This is a genomic window from Nocardioides marinus (genome assembly GCF_013408145.1).
GTDB lineage: Bacteria > Actinomycetota > Actinomycetes > Propionibacteriales > Nocardioidaceae > Nocardioides > Nocardioides marinus.
The window spans coordinates 2,163,645-2,181,481 of the sequence record NZ_JACBZI010000001.1 but is presented as its reverse complement, the minus strand read 5'-3'; the positions used below and the strand labels follow the sequence as shown (position 1 = coordinate 2,181,481).

Here is a 17,837-nt window from a genome sequence, read left to right as displayed (position 1 = left end):
CCGCCATGGACTGGGGTCAGATCTTCAACCAATCGGCTTCGTCGATCATCTCGACGACGACGATCGCCTACGCGCTCGCTGCGCTGGGTCTGGGTGTCCACTTCGGACAGGCCGGCCTGCTGAACATGGGTGTCGCCGGCTTCATGGCCGTCGGTGCCTACGGCTACGCCATCTCCATCCTCACCTTCGGCTTCCCGTGGTGGCTGGCGGCGTTCACCGCCCTGGTGGCGGCGGTGATCTTCGCGATGATCCTCGGCATCCCGACGCTGAGGCTGCGCGGGGACTACCTCGCGATCGTGACCATCGCGGCCGCCGAGGTGCTGCGCCTGCTGCTGCTGACCGTGGCCTTCGAGGAGGTCACCGGTTCCGCCGACGGCCTGTACGGCTACTCCGGCGGGTTCCAGGACGCCAACCCGATCCCCGACGGGGAGTACGGCTTCGGCCCGTGGCAGTTCAACCAGAACGAGCTGTGGCCCATCATCATCGGGATCATCCTGCTGGCCCTCGCGGTGCTGCTGGTCTGGGCGATGATGCGCAGCCCGTGGGGCCGCGTCCTGCGCGGCATCCGTGAGGACGAGGACGCCGTGCGCGCGCTCGGCAAGAACGTCTTCGCCTACAAGATGCAGGCGCTGATCATCGGTGGCGTCATCATCGCGGCCGGCGGCATCGTCTACACCCTCGGCTCCAACGCCAGCCCCGGTGTGTACGTCACCTCGCTGACCTTCTTCGTCTACACGATCGTCCTGCTCGGCGGTGCGGCCACGGTGTTCGGCCCGGTCCTCGGCGCGGTGATCTTCTGGGTGCTCCAGTTCTTCCTGAGCAACCTGATGCCGGCCCTCGTGGACGCCGGCGTGCTGCCCTTCATGACCGCCAACCAGGCAGGGATGGTGAGGTTCATCCTCGTCGGCGTGGGCCTGATGCTGCTGGTGATCTTCATGCCCCAGGGCATCCTGGGCAACAAGAAGGAGATGACCTTTGTCAAGTGACGCCTCGTCCCAGTCCGGACCGCCGACGCTGGTCCCGCGGGAGAAGACGACCGGCCTGCACGTCGGTGAGGCCGCCCCTGGCTGCAAGAAGGTCGACCCGATCATCGTCGCCGACAACGTGCGCCGCTCCTTCGGTGGCGTGCACGCCGTCGACGTCGACCACGTGGAGATCCCGAGGGGCGCGATCACCGCGCTCATCGGTCCCAACGGTGCCGGCAAGACGACCTTCTTCAACCTCCTGACCGGCTTCGACACCCCCGACGAGGGCAAGTGGTCGTTCAACGACCGCTCCCTGGCCGGTGTGCCGGCCTACAAGGTGGCCCGACGCGGGCTGGTGCGCACCTTCCAGCTCACCAAGGCACTCGGCCTGCTCACGGTGCTGGAGAACATGAAGCTGGGTGCCACCGGGCAGCGCGGCGAGCGGTTCTTCACCAGCCTCGTCCCAGCCGTCTGGCGCAGCCAGGACAAGGAGATCGAGCAGCGCGCCCGTGAGCTGCTGGTGCGGTTCAAGCTGGACGCGAAGGTCGACGACTACGCCGCGAGCCTGTCGGGTGGTCAGCGCAAGCTGCTGGAGATGGCGCGTGCGCTGATGTCCAGCCCCACGCTGGTCATGCTCGACGAGCCGATGGCCGGTGTGAACCCGGCCCTGACGCAGTCGCTGCTCGACCACATCCTCGACCTCAAGGACCAGGGCATGACGGTGCTCTTCGTCGAGCACGACATGCACATGGTGCGTCACATCGCCGACTGGGTCGTCGTCATGGCCGAGGGCAAGATCGTCGCCGAGGGAGACCCCAGCACGGTCATGTCCGACCCCGCCGTCATCGACGCCTACCTCGGAGCCCACCAGGACGTCGACCTCGGTGTCGTGACCGGTCGGGTCGCCGGGGACGGCGACGCGGAGGCCTCGCGGCACATGATCGAGGCGGAGTCGAACGACGAGCTGGAGCGCGAGGAGAAGAAGCGATGAACGCCGCAGCCACCGAGACCAGGACCCTCGTCGTCCACGTCGACGACGTCCACGCGGGGTACCTGCCCGGGGTCAACATCCTCAACGGGTGCTCCCTGACCGCCTACGAGGGCGAGCTGATCGGCATCATCGGCCCCAACGGTGCCGGCAAGTCGACGCTGCTCAAGGCGATCTTCGGGATGGTCCAGGTCCGCGAGGGCACGATCTCGCTGGAGGGCCAGGACATCACCGGTCTCAAGGCCAACAAGCTGGTCGCCAAGGGCGTCGGCTTCATCCCGCAGACCAACAACGTGTTCCCCTCGTTGACCATCGAGGAGAACCTGCAGATGGGGCTCTACCAGAACCCCAAGGTCTATGCCGAGCGACTGGACTTCGTGACCGGCATCTTCGCCGAGCTCGGCAAGCGGCTCAAGCAGCGCGCCGGCTCGTTGTCGGGTGGTGAGCGCCAGATGGTGGCCATGGGCCGGGCGCTGATGATGGACCCCAAGGTCCTGCTGCTCGATGAGCCGTCGGCCGGTCTGTCGCCGGTGCGTCAGGACGAGGCGTTCATCCGCGTCTCGGACATCAACAAGGCAGGCGTCACCTGCATCATGGTCGAGCAGAACGCCCGTCGATGCCTGCAGATCTGCGACCGCGGCTACGTGCTGGACCTCGGCACCGACGCCCACACGGGCTCGGGTCGTGACCTGCTCGACGACCCCAAGGTCACCGAGCTGTACCTCGGCACGCTGGGCAAGTAGCACCTGGCTGCCCTCGGGCAGCCACCGTCGTACGACGCCGCAGAGGGCCCCGGGAACCACACAGGTTCCCGGGGCCCTCTCGTGTGCGGGGGACTCCCTGAGTGTGGACTGCCGCGGTCCCGTGTCGCCGGGGCCCTGCGGTCCGGCGGAGCCCTGCTGTCCTGGGGGCCCGCGTTCGTGTGGCCGGGGGCTGGGGTGTCCGTGCGGCCGTCGGAGATGCACGACCGAGGCTGTGGATCAGGGGCCGGACACGCAACAGGGCCCGGGTTCCTCGAAGGAACCCGGGCCCTGCGCTGTCAGGTCAGCGACCCCTGGTCAGCCCGTGTAGGCGCCGTAGGTGTTGTCGTCGCCGTACTGGTAGATACCGATCGTGGCGTCCTGCGGGTCGCCCACCTCGTCGAAGGTGATCGGGCCGGAGATGCCGTCGTAGTCGACGGTGCCGCCGTCGGCGATGATCGCGGCGCAGTCGGCGAAGGTGGTGCACTTCTCGCCGTCACCGGTGCCGCCCGAGACCTCCTGGAGCTTGCCGGCGATGTCCGCGGGGTCCGAGGAACCAGCGGCCAGGGCGGCCAGCGCGATCAGGTTGACCGCGTCGAAGGACTCCGCGGCGTAGCTGAACTCGTCGAGGCCCTTCGGGAACTGGCCCGACTCCTTGGCGTAGGCGTTCAGGTCGGTGGTGAAGGCCTTCAGCGAGTCGATCGACAGGCCGGGCAGGGTGCCCTTGGCGCCGGTCAGCGAGCCCTTCGGGAACTGCTTGCCGAAGTTCGACAGGTTGCCGTCCACGAAGTAGAGGTCCTCGGCCGGGTACTCGCCGAAGAGGCTCGGCAGGATGGTCGCGACCTCCTCGAAGGTGATCAGGGCGATGGCGTCCGGCTTGGCCGCCAGCACCGCGCTCACCTGCGAGTCGAAGGAGGTGTCACCGGTGTTGTAGGTCTCCATGGCGACGACCTCGCCGCCGGCGCCCTCGAAGGCCTCGGTGACGTACTTGGCCAGGCCGGTGCCGTAGGAGTCGTTGAGCACGATCATGCCCAGCGTCGCGGCGCCGTCGGCGGCGATCAGGTTGCCGAGCACGTCGCCCTGCAGCACGTCGGAGGGGGCGGTACGCCAGTACAGGCCCTTGTCGTCGTAGCTGGTGAACGCGTCGGAGGTGTTGGCCGGCGAGAACTGGATGACGCCGGCGTCGACGACCTGGTCGATGAACTGCAGCGAGGTGCCGGACGAGGCCGCACCGATGATCGCCGCCACGTCCTCGCCGAGCAGGCGCGGGATCTCCGACTCGTAGGCCTTGTTGTCGGTGTCGCCGGAGTCGCCGTAGACGATCTCCAGGTTCAGACCGGTGTCGGCCGCCTCGATGAGCGACGCGGCGTACCCGACGCCCGCCTCCTCCGGGGGGCCGAGGAACGCGAGGTTGCCCGTCTGGGGCAGCGCGGTCCCGATCTTCAGGTCGATGTTCGACGTCGTCGGGGTGTCGTCCCCGGCATCGGCGTCGGTGTCGCTGCTGCTGTCCTCGCTACCGCACGCAGCCAGCACCAGCATCGTCGCCGAGGCGACGGCGGCGAGGCGCATCGTGTGGGTCATCCGCTTCATGGGGTCTCCGGATCTGTCGCTTCTGTCTCCCTGCCCGGAAAGCGGGCATTGGGGGCACCATAGTGAAGTGCGGCACCCTGCGGGGGCCCTTGTCGGACCGAGGCGTGGATGTGCCCGAAACGTAACAATTCGGATGCGGAGCGCTGCGATACCTCCCGGGGTGATGTCGGGAGGTTCCCGAGCCGGGTGAGCAGCCCGGCGAGAGGTGCGGTGGCGGGCGCGGTGGGCGGGCCCGCTCAGCGCAGGGCGGCCACGATCGAGACGAGTGCCGGGGCGACCAGCAGGGCCGGCAGGAGGTCGGCCACGGCGATCTCGCGGACCCGCAGCAGCCTCAGCGCCACGCCCACCAGCAGGACCCCACCCGTGGCGGTCACCGCGGCCAGGTGGGCCTCGGGCAGGACGTCGCCGAGGACGGCACCCAGCACCGTGAGCGAGCCCTGGACCGTCAGCACGGTGACCACGCTCGCCGCGACCCCCCAGCCGAAGGCGGCCGCGAAGGCGATGGCGGCGAAGCCGTCGAGCGCCGACTTCAGCAGCAGCTGGTCGGCACCGTTGCCGAGCCCGTCGTTGAGGGCGCCCAGGATCGTGAGGGGGCCGGTGCAGAAGACGAGCGAGGCGACCACGAAGCCCTCGACGAACCGGGCGCGGTCCGCCGACCCGCTGCTGCCGACCAGGCGGGCCTGCAGCCACCCGCCGAGCCGCTCGACGCCGGACTCCAGGCCGAGCAGGGAGCCGGTGATCCCGCCGACCAGCACGGCGCCCAGCACGATCAGCATCGGGGCCGAGCTCCCCACCTCGGCGGCGAGGTCGGGGGAGAGGACCGCCGTCGCGGAGGTGGCCGCGATCAGCAGGGTGACCAGGCCGAGGCCGTCGGTGACCAGGTCCCTGGTGCGCACCGGCAGCCGGTTGCCGAGCAGCACCCCGAGCGTGCACCCGAGGAGCACGGTGACGATGTTGACCAGGGTGCCGGTGCCGGTGATCAGGGCGAGCCTCCGAGGCGGACGGGCGGCCACGAGGCGCGCAAGGTAAAGAGAGGTCTGGCCCAGTGTTGCCGACGGCCGTGCCGAGCGTAATCTTTGCGGGCCAACCCCCCGACGCGACCCCAGGCAGGTGCATCGTGAGCCGTCACACCGTCGTGCTCCGTCCGGCCCGGGTGGAGGACGCCCTCTTCCTCGCGTTGCTGTGGTCCGACGCGCTGCGCCGCGGCGATCGCCAGGAGCAGGTCGCCGACGTCGAGCTGGTCGTCAAGGACTCGCTGGTCTCCGCGGAGCAGCGGCTCCTGGTCGCGGAGGTCGACGGTGCCCCCGCCGGTGCGGTGCTGCTGAAGGTGACCACGTTGACCCCGCTCAACCTCGAGCCCGTGGTCCAGGCGGTCTCCCCGCACGTGCTGCCGGAGTTCCGCCGCCTCGGGGTCGGGCGCTTGTTGGTCGAGTCGGCTGCGGCGTACGCCGAGGAGCTCGGCATCGCGCACGTGGCGACCGGGGCGGCCGCGGGCTCGCGGGACGCCAACCGGTTCATGGCCCGGCTCGGGCTGGGACCGCACGCCGTGCTCCGGGTGGCGCCCACCCAGCTCGTGCGTGCGAAGGCCGAGGCCCAGCGACCGCCGGCGGACCGGCACCGGGACCGGGCGCGCGCCCAGCTGCTCGCCGCGCGGCGCACGCTTCGCCGCCAGCAGGCCGAGCAGCAGGTCTGAGCGGGCGCTACAGCCCGACCTTCTCCTTCGGCACCAGCGCGCAGGTCAGTCGGCAGGTGCACACGCGCTTGCCGCGTTCGTCGGTGATGACGACCTCCCACGTGGCGCTGGTGCGCCCCAGGTGGGCGGGGGTGGCGACGCCGGTGACCAGGCCCGAGGTGGCCGAGCGGTGGTGCGTGGCGTTGATGTCCACGCCGACGGCCACCTTGTCGGGGAAACCGTGCAGGGCCGCCCCGATCGAGCCGAGGGACTCCGCGAGGACGACCGAGGCCCCGCCGTGCAGCAGACCGTAGGGCTGGGTGTTGCCCTCGACGGGCATCGTCGCGACGATCCGCTCGGGGGAGATCTCGACCAGCTCCACGCCCATCTTCTCGTTGAGTCCGCCCATGCCCTGGGGCATCGCGGCGAGGTACTTCTCGACGGAGGCGAGGTCGTGGTCGGGGCGTGGGAGGTCGCTGCTCATGCCAGGAAACCTAGGTCACCCCGGCTCGGGCGTCGCGCCCGGCCCGTGACTGCCCGAGCCCGGCGCGACGCCCTGCGTCCCTCAGTGGTGCGACGTCATCGACGGCTCACACGCACATCGCGGACTTCGCCGCCGCCGCGATCTTCGCCTGGGCCTCGAGGTCGCAACGCTGGGCGCCGGTGCCGCGGGGCCCGTAGGAGTTCCACCTCATCTTCCCCCACTTGACGTACCCCTCGCCGCTGCCCTCCAGCGCGCTGCAGTAGCTGTACTTGGCCGTGCCCTTGGCCGCCAGGCGGCCGGCGTAGATCACCACCGAGGTGGCCTTGGGGATGACCTGCTTCTTGTAGACGGTGATGTCGTAGGACTCCTTGCTGGTGCTGCCCAGCTTGGTCGTCAGGTAGGTCGCCGCGTTGGCCTCGCCGTAGACGCTCACCACCTTCTTGAACAACCCGCTGGCCTTGACCGAGGCAGTGGCCTTGTACTCGCCCTTGGCGCTGAAGTTGTTGCTCTTGCTGGAGGAGAACGTCGTCTGCTTCTTGATCACGTGCTTGCCCGGCCAGGTGCGCTCGGTGAGGCGCGTGAGAGCGACGTAGGGGCTTCCCTTGACGTCCTTGACCTTGCTCTTGAAGCCCTTGGCGTTGCAGGGCTTGCCCGCCTTCGCCGCGGTCTCGGGGGCCGCCGCCGAGTGCGGTGCCGCCGAGAGCGCGGGGCTGGCGACGCTGGTGCTCAGCGCCAGGGCGGTGGCCGCGACGAGGAGTCGGAGTGAACGTGGCATGGGGGGTCCCTTCAGGGCGAGGGGGCGCTCATCCCGAGGCGCCCGGTGGGAGCGGACTACCCCTCTGCGGCCGACTCCAACCCTGTCGGTGGTCACGGATAGTCTCGTCGGGTGCCCGAGACGAACGCCCGCCCCCGGCTCCTGCTGCTCGACGGCCACTCGCTGGCCTACCGCGCGTTCTTCGCGCTGCCGGTGGAGAACTTCTCCACCACCACCGGCCAGCACACCAACGCCGTCTACGGCTTCACCTCGATGCTCATCAACGTGCTGCGCGACGAGCAGCCGACCCACGTGGCCGTCGCCTTCGACGTCTCCCGGCAGACCTTCCGGATGCAGGAGTACTCCGAGTACAAGGCCAAGCGGAACAAGACCCCCGGTGAGTTCTCCAGCCAGCTGCCGCTGATCGAGGAGGTCCTCGATGCGCTGCACATCCCCTTCTTGAAGAAGGAGGGCTTCGAGGCCGACGACATCATCGCCACCCTGGTGACCCAGGCGCTGGCCGAGCCGGACATGGAGGTGCTGATCCTCACCGGTGACCGCGACTCCCTGCAGCTGGTCACCGACCGCTCCACCGTGCTCTACCCGATGCGGGGGGTCTCGGACCTGGCCCGGATGACGCCGGAGGCCGTGGAGACCAAGTACGGCGTGCCCCCGCACCAGTACCCCGAGCTGGCCGCGATCGTCGGGGAGACCTCCGACAACCTGCCCGGGGTCCCCGGGGTCGGTCAGGGGTTCGCCGCGAAGTGGCTGAAGACCTACGGCGACCTCGACGGGGTGATCGACCACGCCGACAAGATCACCGGCAAGAAGGGCGAGTCGCTGCGCGAGCACCTCGGCGACGTCATGCGCAACCGCCGGCTCAACGCACTGGTGCGCGACCTCGAGCTCGAGCTGCACCCCCGGGACCTCGCGCTGCGGCCGTGGGACCGCCAGGCCGTGCACACGTTGTTCGACGGCCTGGAGTTCCGGGTCCTGCGGGACCGGCTCTTCGAGACGTTGACCTCCGACGAGGACGTCCTCGACGACTCCGGCTTCGAGCTCGCCGGCACCCGCCTGGGCGCCGACGAGGTGGGGCCGTGGCTCGCCGAGCACGCGTCTGGGGACGCGGCGACCGGTGTCGCCGTGCAGGGCAGCTGGCGGGCGGGCACCGGGGAGGTCTGGTCGCTGGCGGTGGCCGCGGCCGACGGCACCGCGGCGTGGTTCGACGCCGCCGAGGTCACCCCGGCCGACGACGCCGCCGTGGCCGCCTGGCTGGCCGACGCCGCGCGACCCAAGGTGCTCCACGACGCGAAGGGCCCGATGCTGGCGCTCGCGGCCCGGGGGTGGCCGCTGGCCGGCCTGCAGAGCGACACCGCGCTCGCGGCGTACCTCGTGCGCCCCGACCAGCGCTCCTACGACCTCGCCGACCTGACCCTGCGCTACCTCAAGCGCGAGCTGAAGCAGGGCGAGGCCGACGACGGCCAGCTCAGCCTCGACACCCTCGGCGACGAGGGGGACAGCGCAGCGGCCGACACGGCCATGCTGCACGCCCGCGCGGTCCTCGACCTGGCCGAGGCGCTCGACACCGCTGTCGAGGAGCACGGCGGCACGACCCTGATGGCGCAGATCGAGCTGCCGCTGGTGCACCTGCTGGCTCGCATGGAGACCCTGGGCATCGCCGTCGACAGCGACCACCTGGAGTCCCTGGAGCAGCACTTCTCCGCCGAGGTGCGCGCCGCGGCCGAGGAGGCCTACGCGGTGATCGGCAAGGAGATCAACCTCGGCTCGCCCAAGCAGCTGCAGGTGGTGCTCTTCGACGAGCTCGACATGCCGAAGACCAAGCGCACCAAGACCGGCTACACCACCGACGCCGACGCCCTGCAGGCGCTCTACGTCAAGACCGAGCACCCGTTCCTGCTGCACCTGCTGCGTCACCGCGACGTCATCCGGCTGCGGCAGACCATCGAGGGGCTGCTCAAGACCGTGGCACCCGACGGGCGCATCCACACCACGTTCAACCAGACGATCGCGGCGACCGGTCGCCTGTCCAGCACCGACCCCAACCTGCAGAACATCCCCATCCGCACCGAGGAGGGCCGACGCATCCGCGAGGCGTTCGTCGTGGGCGAGGGCTACGAGTCGCTGATGACGGCCGACTACAGCCAGATCGAGATGCGGATCATGGCTCACCTCTCCGAGGACGCGCTGCTGATCGAGGCGTTCCGCTCGGGGCAGGACTTCCACTCCATCACCGCCGCCCGGGTCTTCGACGTCGCTGCCGACGCGGTCTCCACCGAGCAACGGGCCAAGATCAAGGCGATGAACTACGGCCTGGCCTACGGGCTCTCCGCCTTCGGCCTCGGGCAGCAGCTGGGCATCGAGCCGGGCGAGGCCCGCGGGCTGATGGATGAGTACTTCGAGACCTTCGGCGGGGTGCGCGACTACCTCGGTGGCGTCGTCGACGAGGCCCGCCGCACCGGCTTCACCGAGACGCTGCGGGGCCGTCGGCGCTACTTGCCCGACCTCACCAGCGACAACCGCCAGCGTCGCGAGATGGCCGAGCGGATGGCCCTCAACGCCCCGATCCAGGGCTCGGCCGCCGACCTGATCAAGGTCGCCATGCTGCGTCTGGAGGAGGGCATCGCCGCGGCCGGCCTACGCTCACGGATGCTGCTGCAGGTCCACGACGAGCTCGTCCTCGAGGTCGCGGCGGGGGAGCGGGAGCAGCTCGAGCAGCTGGTCCGCGAGCACATGGGCGCCGCGGCCGACCTGCTCGTCCCGCTGGACGTCTCCGTCGGCACCGGTCACTCCTGGCACGAGGCCGCGCACTAGGGGGTCGGCTGCGCCTCGACCGGCACCGGCTCCTTGAGCCGCCACAGGCTGATGCCGAGCAGGGCGGCGAAGAGCGCGGCGTCGATGCAGACCACCACGGCCACGAGCGTGCCGAGCTCATCGACGGTGCCGGCCAGGGCCACCATCGCCACGACGGCCATCCACACCAGGTACGTCGTCTTGGTCCCGCGCCGGGCAAGGACCGAGTAGACCAGCAGCTGCAGCATCGCCAGCAGCGTGCCGAGCACGGCGAAGACCCACAGCCGCGACTGCACGTCGGAGTACTCCGCGCCACCGACGAAGACCATCGCGATCCCGCTGAGCAGCCAGGCGCCCAGGGTGCAGCCCACGCCGAGCAGCCCGACGACGAAGAGGCTGCGCAGCAGCGCCCGACGCCGCTGCGCGGGGGTGGACATCGCGGGGAACGCGACGACGACGACGAACTGCGGCAGGAACAGCACCGCCTTGGTGAGGATCAGCCCGGCGGCGTACAGGCCGGCGTCGTGGTCGTCGAGCACGTTGCGGGCCACGACGATGTCGAGGTTGGAGAGCACGAAGAAGGCGAGCAGGGCCAGTGACGCGCTCCCGGTCTCGGTGACCACCCGGCGGGCGGTGTGCTGGTCGCTGTGCCGGTCGCTGTCGCGCACGTGCATGCCTGGGCGCCGCAGGGCCAGCCACCCCACGATCGCGGGGGCGAACATCGCGATCATCACGCCGAGCATGGCGGCGGACTCGGTGGGGGAGACGACGATGCAGATCGTGCCCACCACCACCCGACCCAGCCCCATCGCCAGGTAGATGCCCGCCAGCGAGAACCACCGACGCTCGCCCTGGAGCACGCCGGCCTGGCCGCCCATGATCGTCAGCGGCACCGCGGAGACCGCCAGCAGGACCGCCGGGACGACGGAGTCCAGGCGCAGCACCTGGTGGACCACGGGCGCCAGCACGAGCATCAGCAGGCCCAGCCCGAGGGCCGCGCGGTAGGTGACGCGCAGGACCATGCGCTCGATCTGGCCCACGTGCTCGGGCTCGGCCGAGATGCGGCGGGCACCCGTGGCCTGGAGCCCGAGCTGGAGGACGGCGACGACCATGAGCAGCGCCATGAGCGAGGCGACGGCGCCGTACTCCGTGGGCCCGAGCAGCCGGGCGGAGATCATCTGGAACGCGTACGTCGCGACGTTCATGACCGCCATCGCCACGGCGATTCCGGCGCTGCTGCGCAGCAGCGTGCGCAGGTCGGGCAGCCGTCGACCGCCCTCCGGTCCGCCTGGGGCCCCCGAGGCCCGCTCAGTCGTGGTCGTCACCCTGTGAGACTAGGTGAGGTCCTGTCCGCCCGGGGAAGTGTCGGCCAACGCCGGAGAAAAGGCGAGCGACGGGCGGACGTGCTTTGCTCCTCCGGTGGTGACCCCGGATCCGCGTGCGGCCTGGCAGCGTGTCGTGGTCGCCGTCTGGTCACTCGTCCTGGCGCTGCTGCTCCTGGGGCCGGCCCTGGCTCCGGGCTACGTCCTGTCCTACGACATGGTCTGGGTCCGCGACCTGGCCGTGCGCGCCGACGTGCTCGGGCTGGGCAGCGGGCTTCCTCGGGCCGTGCCGAGCGATGCGTGGGTGGCGGTGCTCGACGAGCTCGTGCCGGGGATACTGCTGCAGAAGCTGGTGCTCGTGGGTGTCCTGCTCGGGGGCACCGCGGGTATCGACCGGCTCCTGCCCCGTGTCGGGCTGGTCGCCCGGCTGGCTGCGGTGACGCTGTGGCAGTGGAACCCGTACGTCGTCGAGCGGCTCGTGCTCGGTCACTGGCCGGTCCTCGTCGGGTACGCCGCGCTGCCCTGGGTCCTCCTGGGTGCCCTGCGCTGGCGCGCCACCGGGCGTGCCCCGTGGTGGCTGCTGCTCGCGGTCCTCATGGGCAGCCTGAGCGTCAGCGCCGGGCTCGCGACGTCCCTGGCGCTGCTGGTCGTGCTGCTGGTCGGTCCCGGGGGCCGGCGCCCCTGGGGTCGCGGGCTGCTGCTGGCCGGTGCGGCCCAGGCGCCCTGGCTGGTCTCCGGGCTGCTGCACGTGCGCGACGCCGTCACCGACCCCGCGGCTGCCCGCCTGTTCGCGCTCTCTGACGAGGGGCCCCTCCCCGGTCCGTTGGCTGCGCTGACCCTCGGCGGGGTCTGGAACGCCGAGGTGGTGCCTGTCAGCAGGACCGGCCCGGCGACCCTGGTCGCCCTGGTCGTCCTGGCAGCGCTGCTCGTGCTGGGCATCGCCGTGGTCCGGCGCAGAGGCACGGAGCCGGCGGTGCCGTGGACCCCGCTGGTGCTGCTGTGGGCCGTCGGGTGGGTGCTGGCGATCCTCACGTGGCTGGCTCCCGGCCCCTTCGGCGTGCTCGCCGCCGTCGTACCGGGTGGGGGAGTGCTGCGTGACGGTTCCCGCCTGCTGGTCCTGTGCGTCCCGCTGCTGGTGGCCCTGGTCGCCGTGGCCGTCGACGCTGCCTGGGACTGGTCCGGCGCCCGCTGGCCCCTGGCCGCCCGGGTCTCCCTGGCGGTGGTCCTGGTGGTCTGGCCGGTCACGGTCCTGCCCGACGGGGCCTGGGGTGCCGGTGGCCGCCTGGGCGCAGTCGACTACCCCGCGGCGTACGCCGCCGCGCGCAGCGCTCTGGGCGACGCGCCCGGCGACGTGCTGGTCCTGCCCCTGTCGAGCTATCGGCAACCGGGGTGGAACGACGGGCGCAAGGTCCTCGACCCGCTGGGGCGGGTGCTGGTCCCGGTGCCCGTCGCCTCCGACGAGCTGGTCGTCGACGACGTGGTGATCGCGGGGGAGGACCCACGGGTACGCCGGGTCCGCGCGGCCCTGGAGAGCCCCACACCGCAGGCGCGGGCGGCGGCGCTCGGTGCCCTGGGCGTCGGTGCCGTGGCCACGGACCTGACCGCTCCCGGGCCGGCCCCCGACATCGCCGGTGCCGTGCTGCACGACGACGACGTGCTGCGCGTGGTGCGACTGGCTGCGGTCGACGAGACCGTCCCCCCGCGCCCCTGGTACCTCGCCATGGGCCTCGCCTGGACCCTCCACCTCGGCGTCCTGCTGGTCTCGGTCGTGGGCGGCGTCCGTTGCGCTCGGCAACGGTTTCGTCGGAATTTGTCCGGATAGGGCGTGAGACTGCTAACGTTTTCCTACCTTTGAGGGAGGGTGGAGAAGTGGGAACAATTCTTGGCACCGTCGCGGCGATGATCGTCGGCGGCGCGGTGGCCACCATCACGGTGGTCGGCGTCGTCTCGTCGCAGACGAGCCCGCAGGGTGACTCCCCTGCGAACGTCAACGCACCTGTCGTGGTGTACGGCTCTACCAACTAGGGCCTCACGCGTACCACCGAAAGGCCGGCAGCCACGAGCTGCCGGCCTTTCGGTGCGCCCACACGAATCGAGGAGGCGCGCCAACGCCGTCCCCTTCCGCTGGTCGAGGTGCGAGGAGCGTCAGCGACCGCACTGGTGGTCGAGCAGGCGAGCGCCAGCGAGCCGTCGTCGAGACCCCGCACGACGACAAGCAACCTCATCCACGGGGCGACTGGAGGGTCTGCCGTGAACCCCTTTCACGCCACGCCCTCCGGTCCGGTTCGACTCCGTGGTCGCCGCGGGTGGGCGCCTGGACGTTCGCGCTGCAGCAGGCCCTTCCTTCATCGAAGCCGTGCTCACGGTAGGCATGGATTTCGGTACCTGGTTGCGGTCCGCCCGAACGGTCCGGCATCGCCGAGGTGCTCGCTTCGGTTGCGGCTGACTCGTCCTCCACAGATTCGTTCGGTGCCCTCACGACCATTCCATTCGAACACTTGTTCTAGTAGAATCTGGTCATGGCACTCGGGCACCGGGATCACTCGGCACAGGACACCGCTCCTGTCCCGACCGGTGACCTGCTGTCCCTCGCCGTCGCGCAGAAGCAGGCCGCCGACGACGCCGACCGTCAGCTCTTCATCACCGTCGCCGCTTGGGCCGACCGCCACACCACCGGCCAGCTGCTCCCCGACCTCTACGGCACCTACGGGCTCGCCGACGACGACGCCCACGCCGCCGCCGAGAACGCCTGGGTCGCCCGGTTCGGGATGCCCGGTGCCGACACGATGCTCGAGCTCGCCGGCCCGGGTGCCCCCGAGGTCTCGGAGTTCGCGGTCATCGAGCTGGCCGCCGCGTTGGGGCGCTCCACCGACTCCGGCCGGGCCCTGGTCTCGGATGCGGTGGAGGCCAAGCACCGGCTCCCCAAGGTCTGGGCCCGCCTCGAAGCAGGCCAGGTGCAGGTGTGGCGGGTACGCCGGGTCACCGAGGTCACCCGCACCCTCACCGCCGAGGCCGCGGCGTTCGTCGACGCCCACCTCGCCCACGTCGTCCACACCGCCTCGTTCGCCACGGTCAAGAGGTTGGCTGCGGAGGCTGCGGCACGCTTCGACCCCGAGGGATGCGAGATGGAGGAGGTCGACACCGCCGCGTCCCTCCACGTCCACCTCGACCTCAGCACCGCCTGGACCATCGGCACCGCCAACGGCGTCCCCCTCACCGGGCTGCTGGACCGCGCCGACGCCGAGGAGCTCGAGCACGCCATCCGCACCATCGCCGACCAACTACTGGCCGCCGGCTCCACCGACTCGCTCGACATCCGCCGCGCCAAGGCGCTGGGCTACCTCAGCCGCGGCGACCTCACCCTCGACCTTGCTGATGAAGGTGGTCGACCAGCGACGAGCGCCAGCGAGGAGCGGGCGTCGAGACCACCCCGCAACCCCCGCCAAGTCGTCCTCCACCTCCACCTCTCAGAAGCCGCCCTCCGCGGAAACGAAGGACCCGGCGCCCCCCAGGTCGACCCCGACACCGGCCGGCTCGGTCTCCACCTCGCCCGCCTCGAGAACCACCACCAGACCCTCACCGCCGACACCGTCCGTGAGTGGCTGACCATGCCCGGCGCCAACATCGTGGTGAAGCCGGTCATCGACCTGCACGACCAGATCGCCGTCGACGCCTACGAGATCCCCGACCGCATCTCCACCCGGGTCAAGCTCAAGCGCACGACCTGCGTCTTCCCGCACTGCACCCGCACCTCAGCACGCGTGGACCTCGACCACATCGAGGAGTACGTCCCACCAGACCAGGGCGGACCACCCGGCCAGACATCAACACAGAATCTGGCCCCCTTGTGCAGACGCCACCACCGAGCCAAGACCCACCCCTCCCCGGCCTCGACAAGCTCGACCAACACCAGGTGGGACTACGACCAGCTCACCCCCACCACCTGGCTCTGGACCAGCCCCCACGGCATCCGCCTGCTCGTCCACCCCGACGGCACCACCGAGCTCTGACACGGAGCTGTGAGGGCGACCGCTGACGGTCGTCGTGCCCACCCGCCCCGGGCGGTCACCCCACCTGGCGCACGAGCACCTCGAAGCGGCGGCCGTCGGTCGAGGCGTCGAACTGCCCGACACGTTCGAAACCGAGTGAGGTGACGGTGCGCAGCGCCCGGAGGTTGAACGAGGCGACCGTGACCCTGAAGGCCGGGGGAGCAAAGGCCGCCCGTCCGTACTCCAGTCCGACGCGGATCGCCTCCCTACCCAGGCCCTGACCGACCAGCTCAGGACGAAGGCCCCCGCCGGTGTCCAGGGCGCTGTCGTCGTACGCCCAGCCCGGCACCTGCCCGTCCACGCCGAAGGAGCGGAAGCCGATGAGCCGGTCGGCATCATCGAGCAGGGCGTGGAACCCCGCATCAGGGTCGAGCAGCTCCTCAGGCCGTGCACCAGCCATGTCGTAGCAGTCGTAGGGCGCCGGGTAGCGCCACGAGCAGATGTCGGCCGCCTGGACCGGGGAGAGCGGGGCGATGCGCACGGGGGACCGGGAGCCGGCGCGGCTCAGGCGCGGGTGGTGCCGGGGTCGTCGGCCTGCAGGATGCGTCCGTCGAGCCGCGCGGAGACGACCTCGGCGAAGGAGCGCTGACTCTGCGTCCACGTGAACCGGTGGCTGACCTCCAGCGCGCCGGAGGAGAGCCGCCGGCGCAGCTCGGTGTCGGTCAGCAGCCGGCGCAGTGCGTCGGTGAACTCCGCCTGCGTGTCGACCAGCAGTCCCGAGTGGCCGTCCTCGATCGACTCCTGCGTGCCCCCGGCCGCCCGGTAGGCGACGGCGGGGGTGGCGTGCATGCCGGCCTCGCCGATGACCAGGCCCCAGCCCTCCTTGAGCGAGGGGAGCGCGAGCACCCAGGCCCGCTCGTAGACCTCGTGCTTGTGCTCCTCGGTGACGTGCCCCTCCAGGACGACCAGGTCGCCCGCCCCCACCTTCTCGACGTACGCCGCCAGCTCGGCCTCCCACCAGCCGGACCCGACCACGTGCAGCCTCAGCGAGGGCAGCTCGGCCTGCAGTGCCACCGCGGCGTCGATGGCGTGCTCGACCTGCTTGTGGGGGACCAGCCGCCCGACGACGGCCACCACGGGGTCGGGGCTCTTCCCGGGGTCGACCGCCCGGTAGGGGTCGGTGCCGTTGTGCACGACGGCGATCCGGTCCCGGCCGATGCCGAGGGCGACCATCTCGTCCCGGGTGGCGCGGGAGACCGCGACGTACTGCTCGCGGCGGTAGAGCCGGGGCGCGAAGCGCCGCTCGATCCACCAGCCGATGCGCCCGCTGAGGCCGGGGTAGACCACGGGCCACTGCTCGCGGTGCACGTGGTGGATGAGCACGATGACGGGGACGCCGGTGACCATCCGGCTGAAGAACGGCAGCCCGTTCTGCACGTCGACGACGAGGTCGGTCCGACCCTGCGGCCCGTCGAGGTCTCCGCGCCGCAGCGCCCGCATGCCGGCGGGGTACACCGACAGCTTCGTCCCCCGCCGGACGAACCGGATGCCGCCGCGGGTCTCCTCCGGGGGAGCCGCGGCGTGGGCGGCACAGAAGATCGTGACGGTGCAGCCGCGCTCGACCAGGCCCTCGGCCATCTTCTCGAGGTAGCGCTCGGCGCCGCCGCCCTCCGGGTTCGCGGTGTCGCGCCAGCTCAGGAAGACGACGTGGCGTCCGTCCAGCGAGCCCTCGTACATCGGGCGGAGCCTATAGGGTCCACGTCGTGCCACGCTCGTCCACCAAGCCCTTCCGGGCCTCGCTGTCGAGGTCGGTGCGCCTGTTGCGGGAGTTCCGCTACGAGCAGCCCGACCCCGCCCGCTTCTACACCGCGCTGGCACAGGACTCCGCCGCGCAGGTGGCCCACTACGCGCCGCTGGAGTCGCGGCTGGTCTTCGACGTGGGCGGTGGACCGGGCTACTTCCGCGACGCCTTCCGCGCCGCCGGTGCCCGCTACCTCGCGCTGGACTCCGACGTCGGTGAGCTGGCCGGTCTCGGCGACATCGCCGCCGGCACGGTGGTCGGCAGCGGGATGCAGCTGCCGGTGCGCAGCGACTGCGTCGACGTCTGCTACTCCTCCAACGTGCTCGAGCACGTCCCGCAGCCGTGGACCATGGCGCGCGAGATGGTGCGTGTGACCAAGCCCGGGGGCCTGGTCTTCATCAGCTACACCGTCTGGTTCGGGCCCTGGGGCGGGCACGAGACGGCGCCGTGGCACTTCCTGGGCGGGGCGCGGGCGCGTCGGCGCTACACCCGGGTGCACGGCCACGAGCCGAAGAACCGGTTCGGGGAGTCGCTGTTCCCGGTGACCGTGGCGGCCGGGCTGCGCTGGGCCCGGGAGCAGGAGGCTGCGGGATCCGTCGACATCGTCCAGCTCACCCCGCGCTACAACCCCTGGTGGAGCCGCTGGCTGCTGCGGGTCCCGGTGGTGCGGGAGCTCGTCACCTGGAACCTCGTGCTGGTGCTGCGCCGTCGATGAGGCGAG

Annotated in this window: 16 protein-coding genes; 9 read left to right on the top strand and 7 right to left on the bottom strand. The window is 71.0% G+C overall.

The annotated features are described in order from the left end of the window. The first annotated feature begins 5 nt into the window (after nt 1-5). The 3 genes from BKA05_RS10330 to BKA05_RS10320 are packed head-to-tail and all read left to right on the top strand — an operon-like array spanning nt 6 to nt 2,696. Nucleotides 6-986 (top strand): branched-chain amino acid ABC transporter permease, encoded by a 981-nt coding sequence (locus tag BKA05_RS10330; protein ID WP_179531352.1) that lies wholly within the window; start codon nt 6-8, stop codon nt 984-986. Further along, the gene (locus BKA05_RS10325) at nt 976-1,956 is read left to right on the top strand and encodes an ABC transporter ATP-binding protein (protein ID WP_246289784.1); all 981 of its coding nucleotides are present in this window, start codon (nt 976-978) and stop codon (nt 1,954-1,956) included. The genes BKA05_RS10330 and BKA05_RS10325 overlap by 11 nt, the downstream gene beginning before the upstream one ends. Further along, entirely contained in the window at nt 1,953-2,696 is a 744-nt protein-coding gene (locus BKA05_RS10320; protein ID WP_179531351.1) for an ABC transporter ATP-binding protein, read from the top strand. The genes BKA05_RS10325 and BKA05_RS10320 overlap by 4 nt, the downstream gene beginning before the upstream one ends. Before the next feature lie 315 nt (nt 2,697-3,011). Here the strand turns inward: BKA05_RS10320 and BKA05_RS10315 are convergent, their stop codons facing one another. Beyond that, the gene (locus BKA05_RS10315; RefSeq protein WP_218842389.1) at nt 3,012-4,283 is read right to left on the bottom strand and encodes an ABC transporter substrate-binding protein; all 1,272 of its coding nucleotides are present in this window, start codon (nt 4,281-4,283) and stop codon (nt 3,012-3,014) included. A gap of 236 nt (nt 4,284-4,519) precedes the next feature. After that, nucleotides 4,520-5,296 (bottom strand): DUF554 domain-containing protein, encoded by a 777-nt coding sequence (locus BKA05_RS10310; protein ID WP_343045611.1) that lies wholly within the window; start codon nt 5,294-5,296, stop codon nt 4,520-4,522. A 104-nt stretch (nt 5,297-5,400) separates the two neighbouring features. On the opposite strand from BKA05_RS10310, the gene BKA05_RS10305 reads away from it, so the two are divergent. Continuing rightward, complete coding sequence (locus BKA05_RS10305; protein ID WP_179531350.1) at nt 5,401-5,976, top strand: GNAT family N-acetyltransferase; 576 nt, start codon at nt 5,401-5,403, stop codon at nt 5,974-5,976. 7 nt (nt 5,977-5,983) lie between these two features. Here the strand turns inward: BKA05_RS10305 and BKA05_RS10300 are convergent, their stop codons facing one another. Together BKA05_RS10300 and BKA05_RS10295 are read right to left on the bottom strand one after the other, a co-directional pair. Then, the gene (locus BKA05_RS10300; RefSeq protein ID WP_179531349.1) at nt 5,984-6,439 is read right to left on the bottom strand and encodes a hotdog fold thioesterase; all 456 of its coding nucleotides are present in this window, start codon (nt 6,437-6,439) and stop codon (nt 5,984-5,986) included. A 106-nt stretch (nt 6,440-6,545) separates the two neighbouring features. Continuing rightward, nucleotides 6,546-7,214: a hypothetical protein gene (locus BKA05_RS10295; protein ID WP_179531348.1), complete on the bottom strand. Its 669-nt coding sequence runs from the start codon at nt 7,212-7,214 to the stop codon at nt 6,546-6,548. Between the two features lie 111 nt (nt 7,215-7,325). Here BKA05_RS10295 and polA point away from each other — a divergent pair, with 111 nt between their 5' ends. After that, nucleotides 7,326-10,025, top strand: coding sequence for a DNA polymerase I (gene polA / locus BKA05_RS10290; RefSeq protein ID WP_179531347.1), 2,700 nt, complete (start codon nt 7,326-7,328; stop codon nt 10,023-10,025). On the opposite strand, the gene BKA05_RS10285 is transcribed toward polA, so the two are convergent. Further along, nucleotides 10,022-11,329 (bottom strand): lipopolysaccharide biosynthesis protein, encoded by a 1,308-nt coding sequence (locus BKA05_RS10285; RefSeq protein ID WP_343045610.1) that lies wholly within the window; start codon nt 11,327-11,329, stop codon nt 10,022-10,024. The genes polA and BKA05_RS10285 overlap by 4 nt on opposite strands. Nucleotides 11,330-11,423: 94 nt before the next feature. Here BKA05_RS10285 and BKA05_RS10280 point away from each other — a divergent pair, with 94 nt between their 5' ends. The 3 genes from BKA05_RS10280 (at nt 11,424) to BKA05_RS10275 (ending at nt 15,336) form a co-directional block, all read left to right on the top strand. Further along, a complete protein-coding gene (locus BKA05_RS10280) occupies nt 11,424-13,148 on the top strand; it encodes an MmpA family trehalose lipid delivery protein (protein ID WP_179531346.1) in 1,725 nt (574 codons plus the stop codon). A gap of 77 nt (nt 13,149-13,225) precedes the next feature. Beyond that, complete coding sequence (locus tag BKA05_RS20040) at nt 13,226-13,351, top strand: hypothetical protein (protein ID WP_281364575.1); 126 nt, start codon at nt 13,226-13,228, stop codon at nt 13,349-13,351. A gap of 494 nt (nt 13,352-13,845) precedes the next feature. Next, nucleotides 13,846-15,336, top strand: a complete 1,491-nt coding sequence (locus BKA05_RS10275) for an HNH endonuclease signature motif containing protein (RefSeq protein WP_179531345.1) — start codon at nt 13,846-13,848, stop codon at nt 15,334-15,336. Nucleotides 15,337-15,391: 55 nt separating this feature from the next. On the opposite strand, the gene BKA05_RS10270 is transcribed toward BKA05_RS10275, so the two are convergent. Then, nucleotides 15,392-15,856: a GNAT family N-acetyltransferase gene (locus BKA05_RS10270; RefSeq protein ID WP_179531344.1), complete on the bottom strand. Its 465-nt coding sequence runs from the start codon at nt 15,854-15,856 to the stop codon at nt 15,392-15,394. Nucleotides 15,857-15,879: 23 nt separating this feature from the next. Next, nucleotides 15,880-17,052: a glycosyltransferase family 4 protein gene (locus BKA05_RS10265; protein WP_179531343.1), complete on the bottom strand. Its 1,173-nt coding sequence runs from the start codon at nt 17,050-17,052 to the stop codon at nt 15,880-15,882. Between the two features lie 26 nt (nt 17,053-17,078). Between BKA05_RS10265 and BKA05_RS10260 the strand changes: the two genes are divergently transcribed. Continuing rightward, nucleotides 17,079-17,831, top strand: a complete 753-nt coding sequence (locus BKA05_RS10260) for a methyltransferase domain-containing protein (protein WP_179531342.1) — start codon at nt 17,079-17,081, stop codon at nt 17,829-17,831. The last annotated feature ends 6 nt before the right edge of the window (nt 17,832-17,837 follow it).

Bases quoted from the DNA above. Each gene is read 5' to 3' on its own strand.
- BKA05_RS10330 (WP_179531352.1), top strand. From the start codon at position 6: ATGGACTGGGGTCAGATCTTCAACCAATCGGCTTCGTCGATCATCTCG.
- BKA05_RS10320 (WP_179531351.1), top strand. From the start codon at position 1,953: ATGAACGCCGCAGCCACCGAGACCAGGACCCTCGTCGTCCACGTCGAC.
- BKA05_RS10315 (WP_218842389.1), bottom strand. From the start codon at position 4,283: ATGAAGCGGATGACCCACACGATGCGCCTCGCCGCCGTCGCCTCGGCG.
- BKA05_RS10300 (WP_179531349.1), bottom strand. From the start codon at position 6,439: ATGAGCAGCGACCTCCCACGCCCCGACCACGACCTCGCCTCCGTCGAG.
- BKA05_RS10295 (WP_179531348.1), bottom strand. From the start codon at position 7,214: ATGCCACGTTCACTCCGACTCCTCGTCGCGGCCACCGCCCTGGCGCTG.
- BKA05_RS20040 (WP_281364575.1), top strand. From the start codon at position 13,226: ATGATCGTCGGCGGCGCGGTGGCCACCATCACGGTGGTCGGCGTCGTC.
- BKA05_RS10275 (WP_179531345.1), top strand. From the start codon at position 13,846: ATGGCACTCGGGCACCGGGATCACTCGGCACAGGACACCGCTCCTGTC.
- BKA05_RS10265 (WP_179531343.1), bottom strand. From the start codon at position 17,052: ATGTACGAGGGCTCGCTGGACGGACGCCACGTCGTCTTCCTGAGCTGG.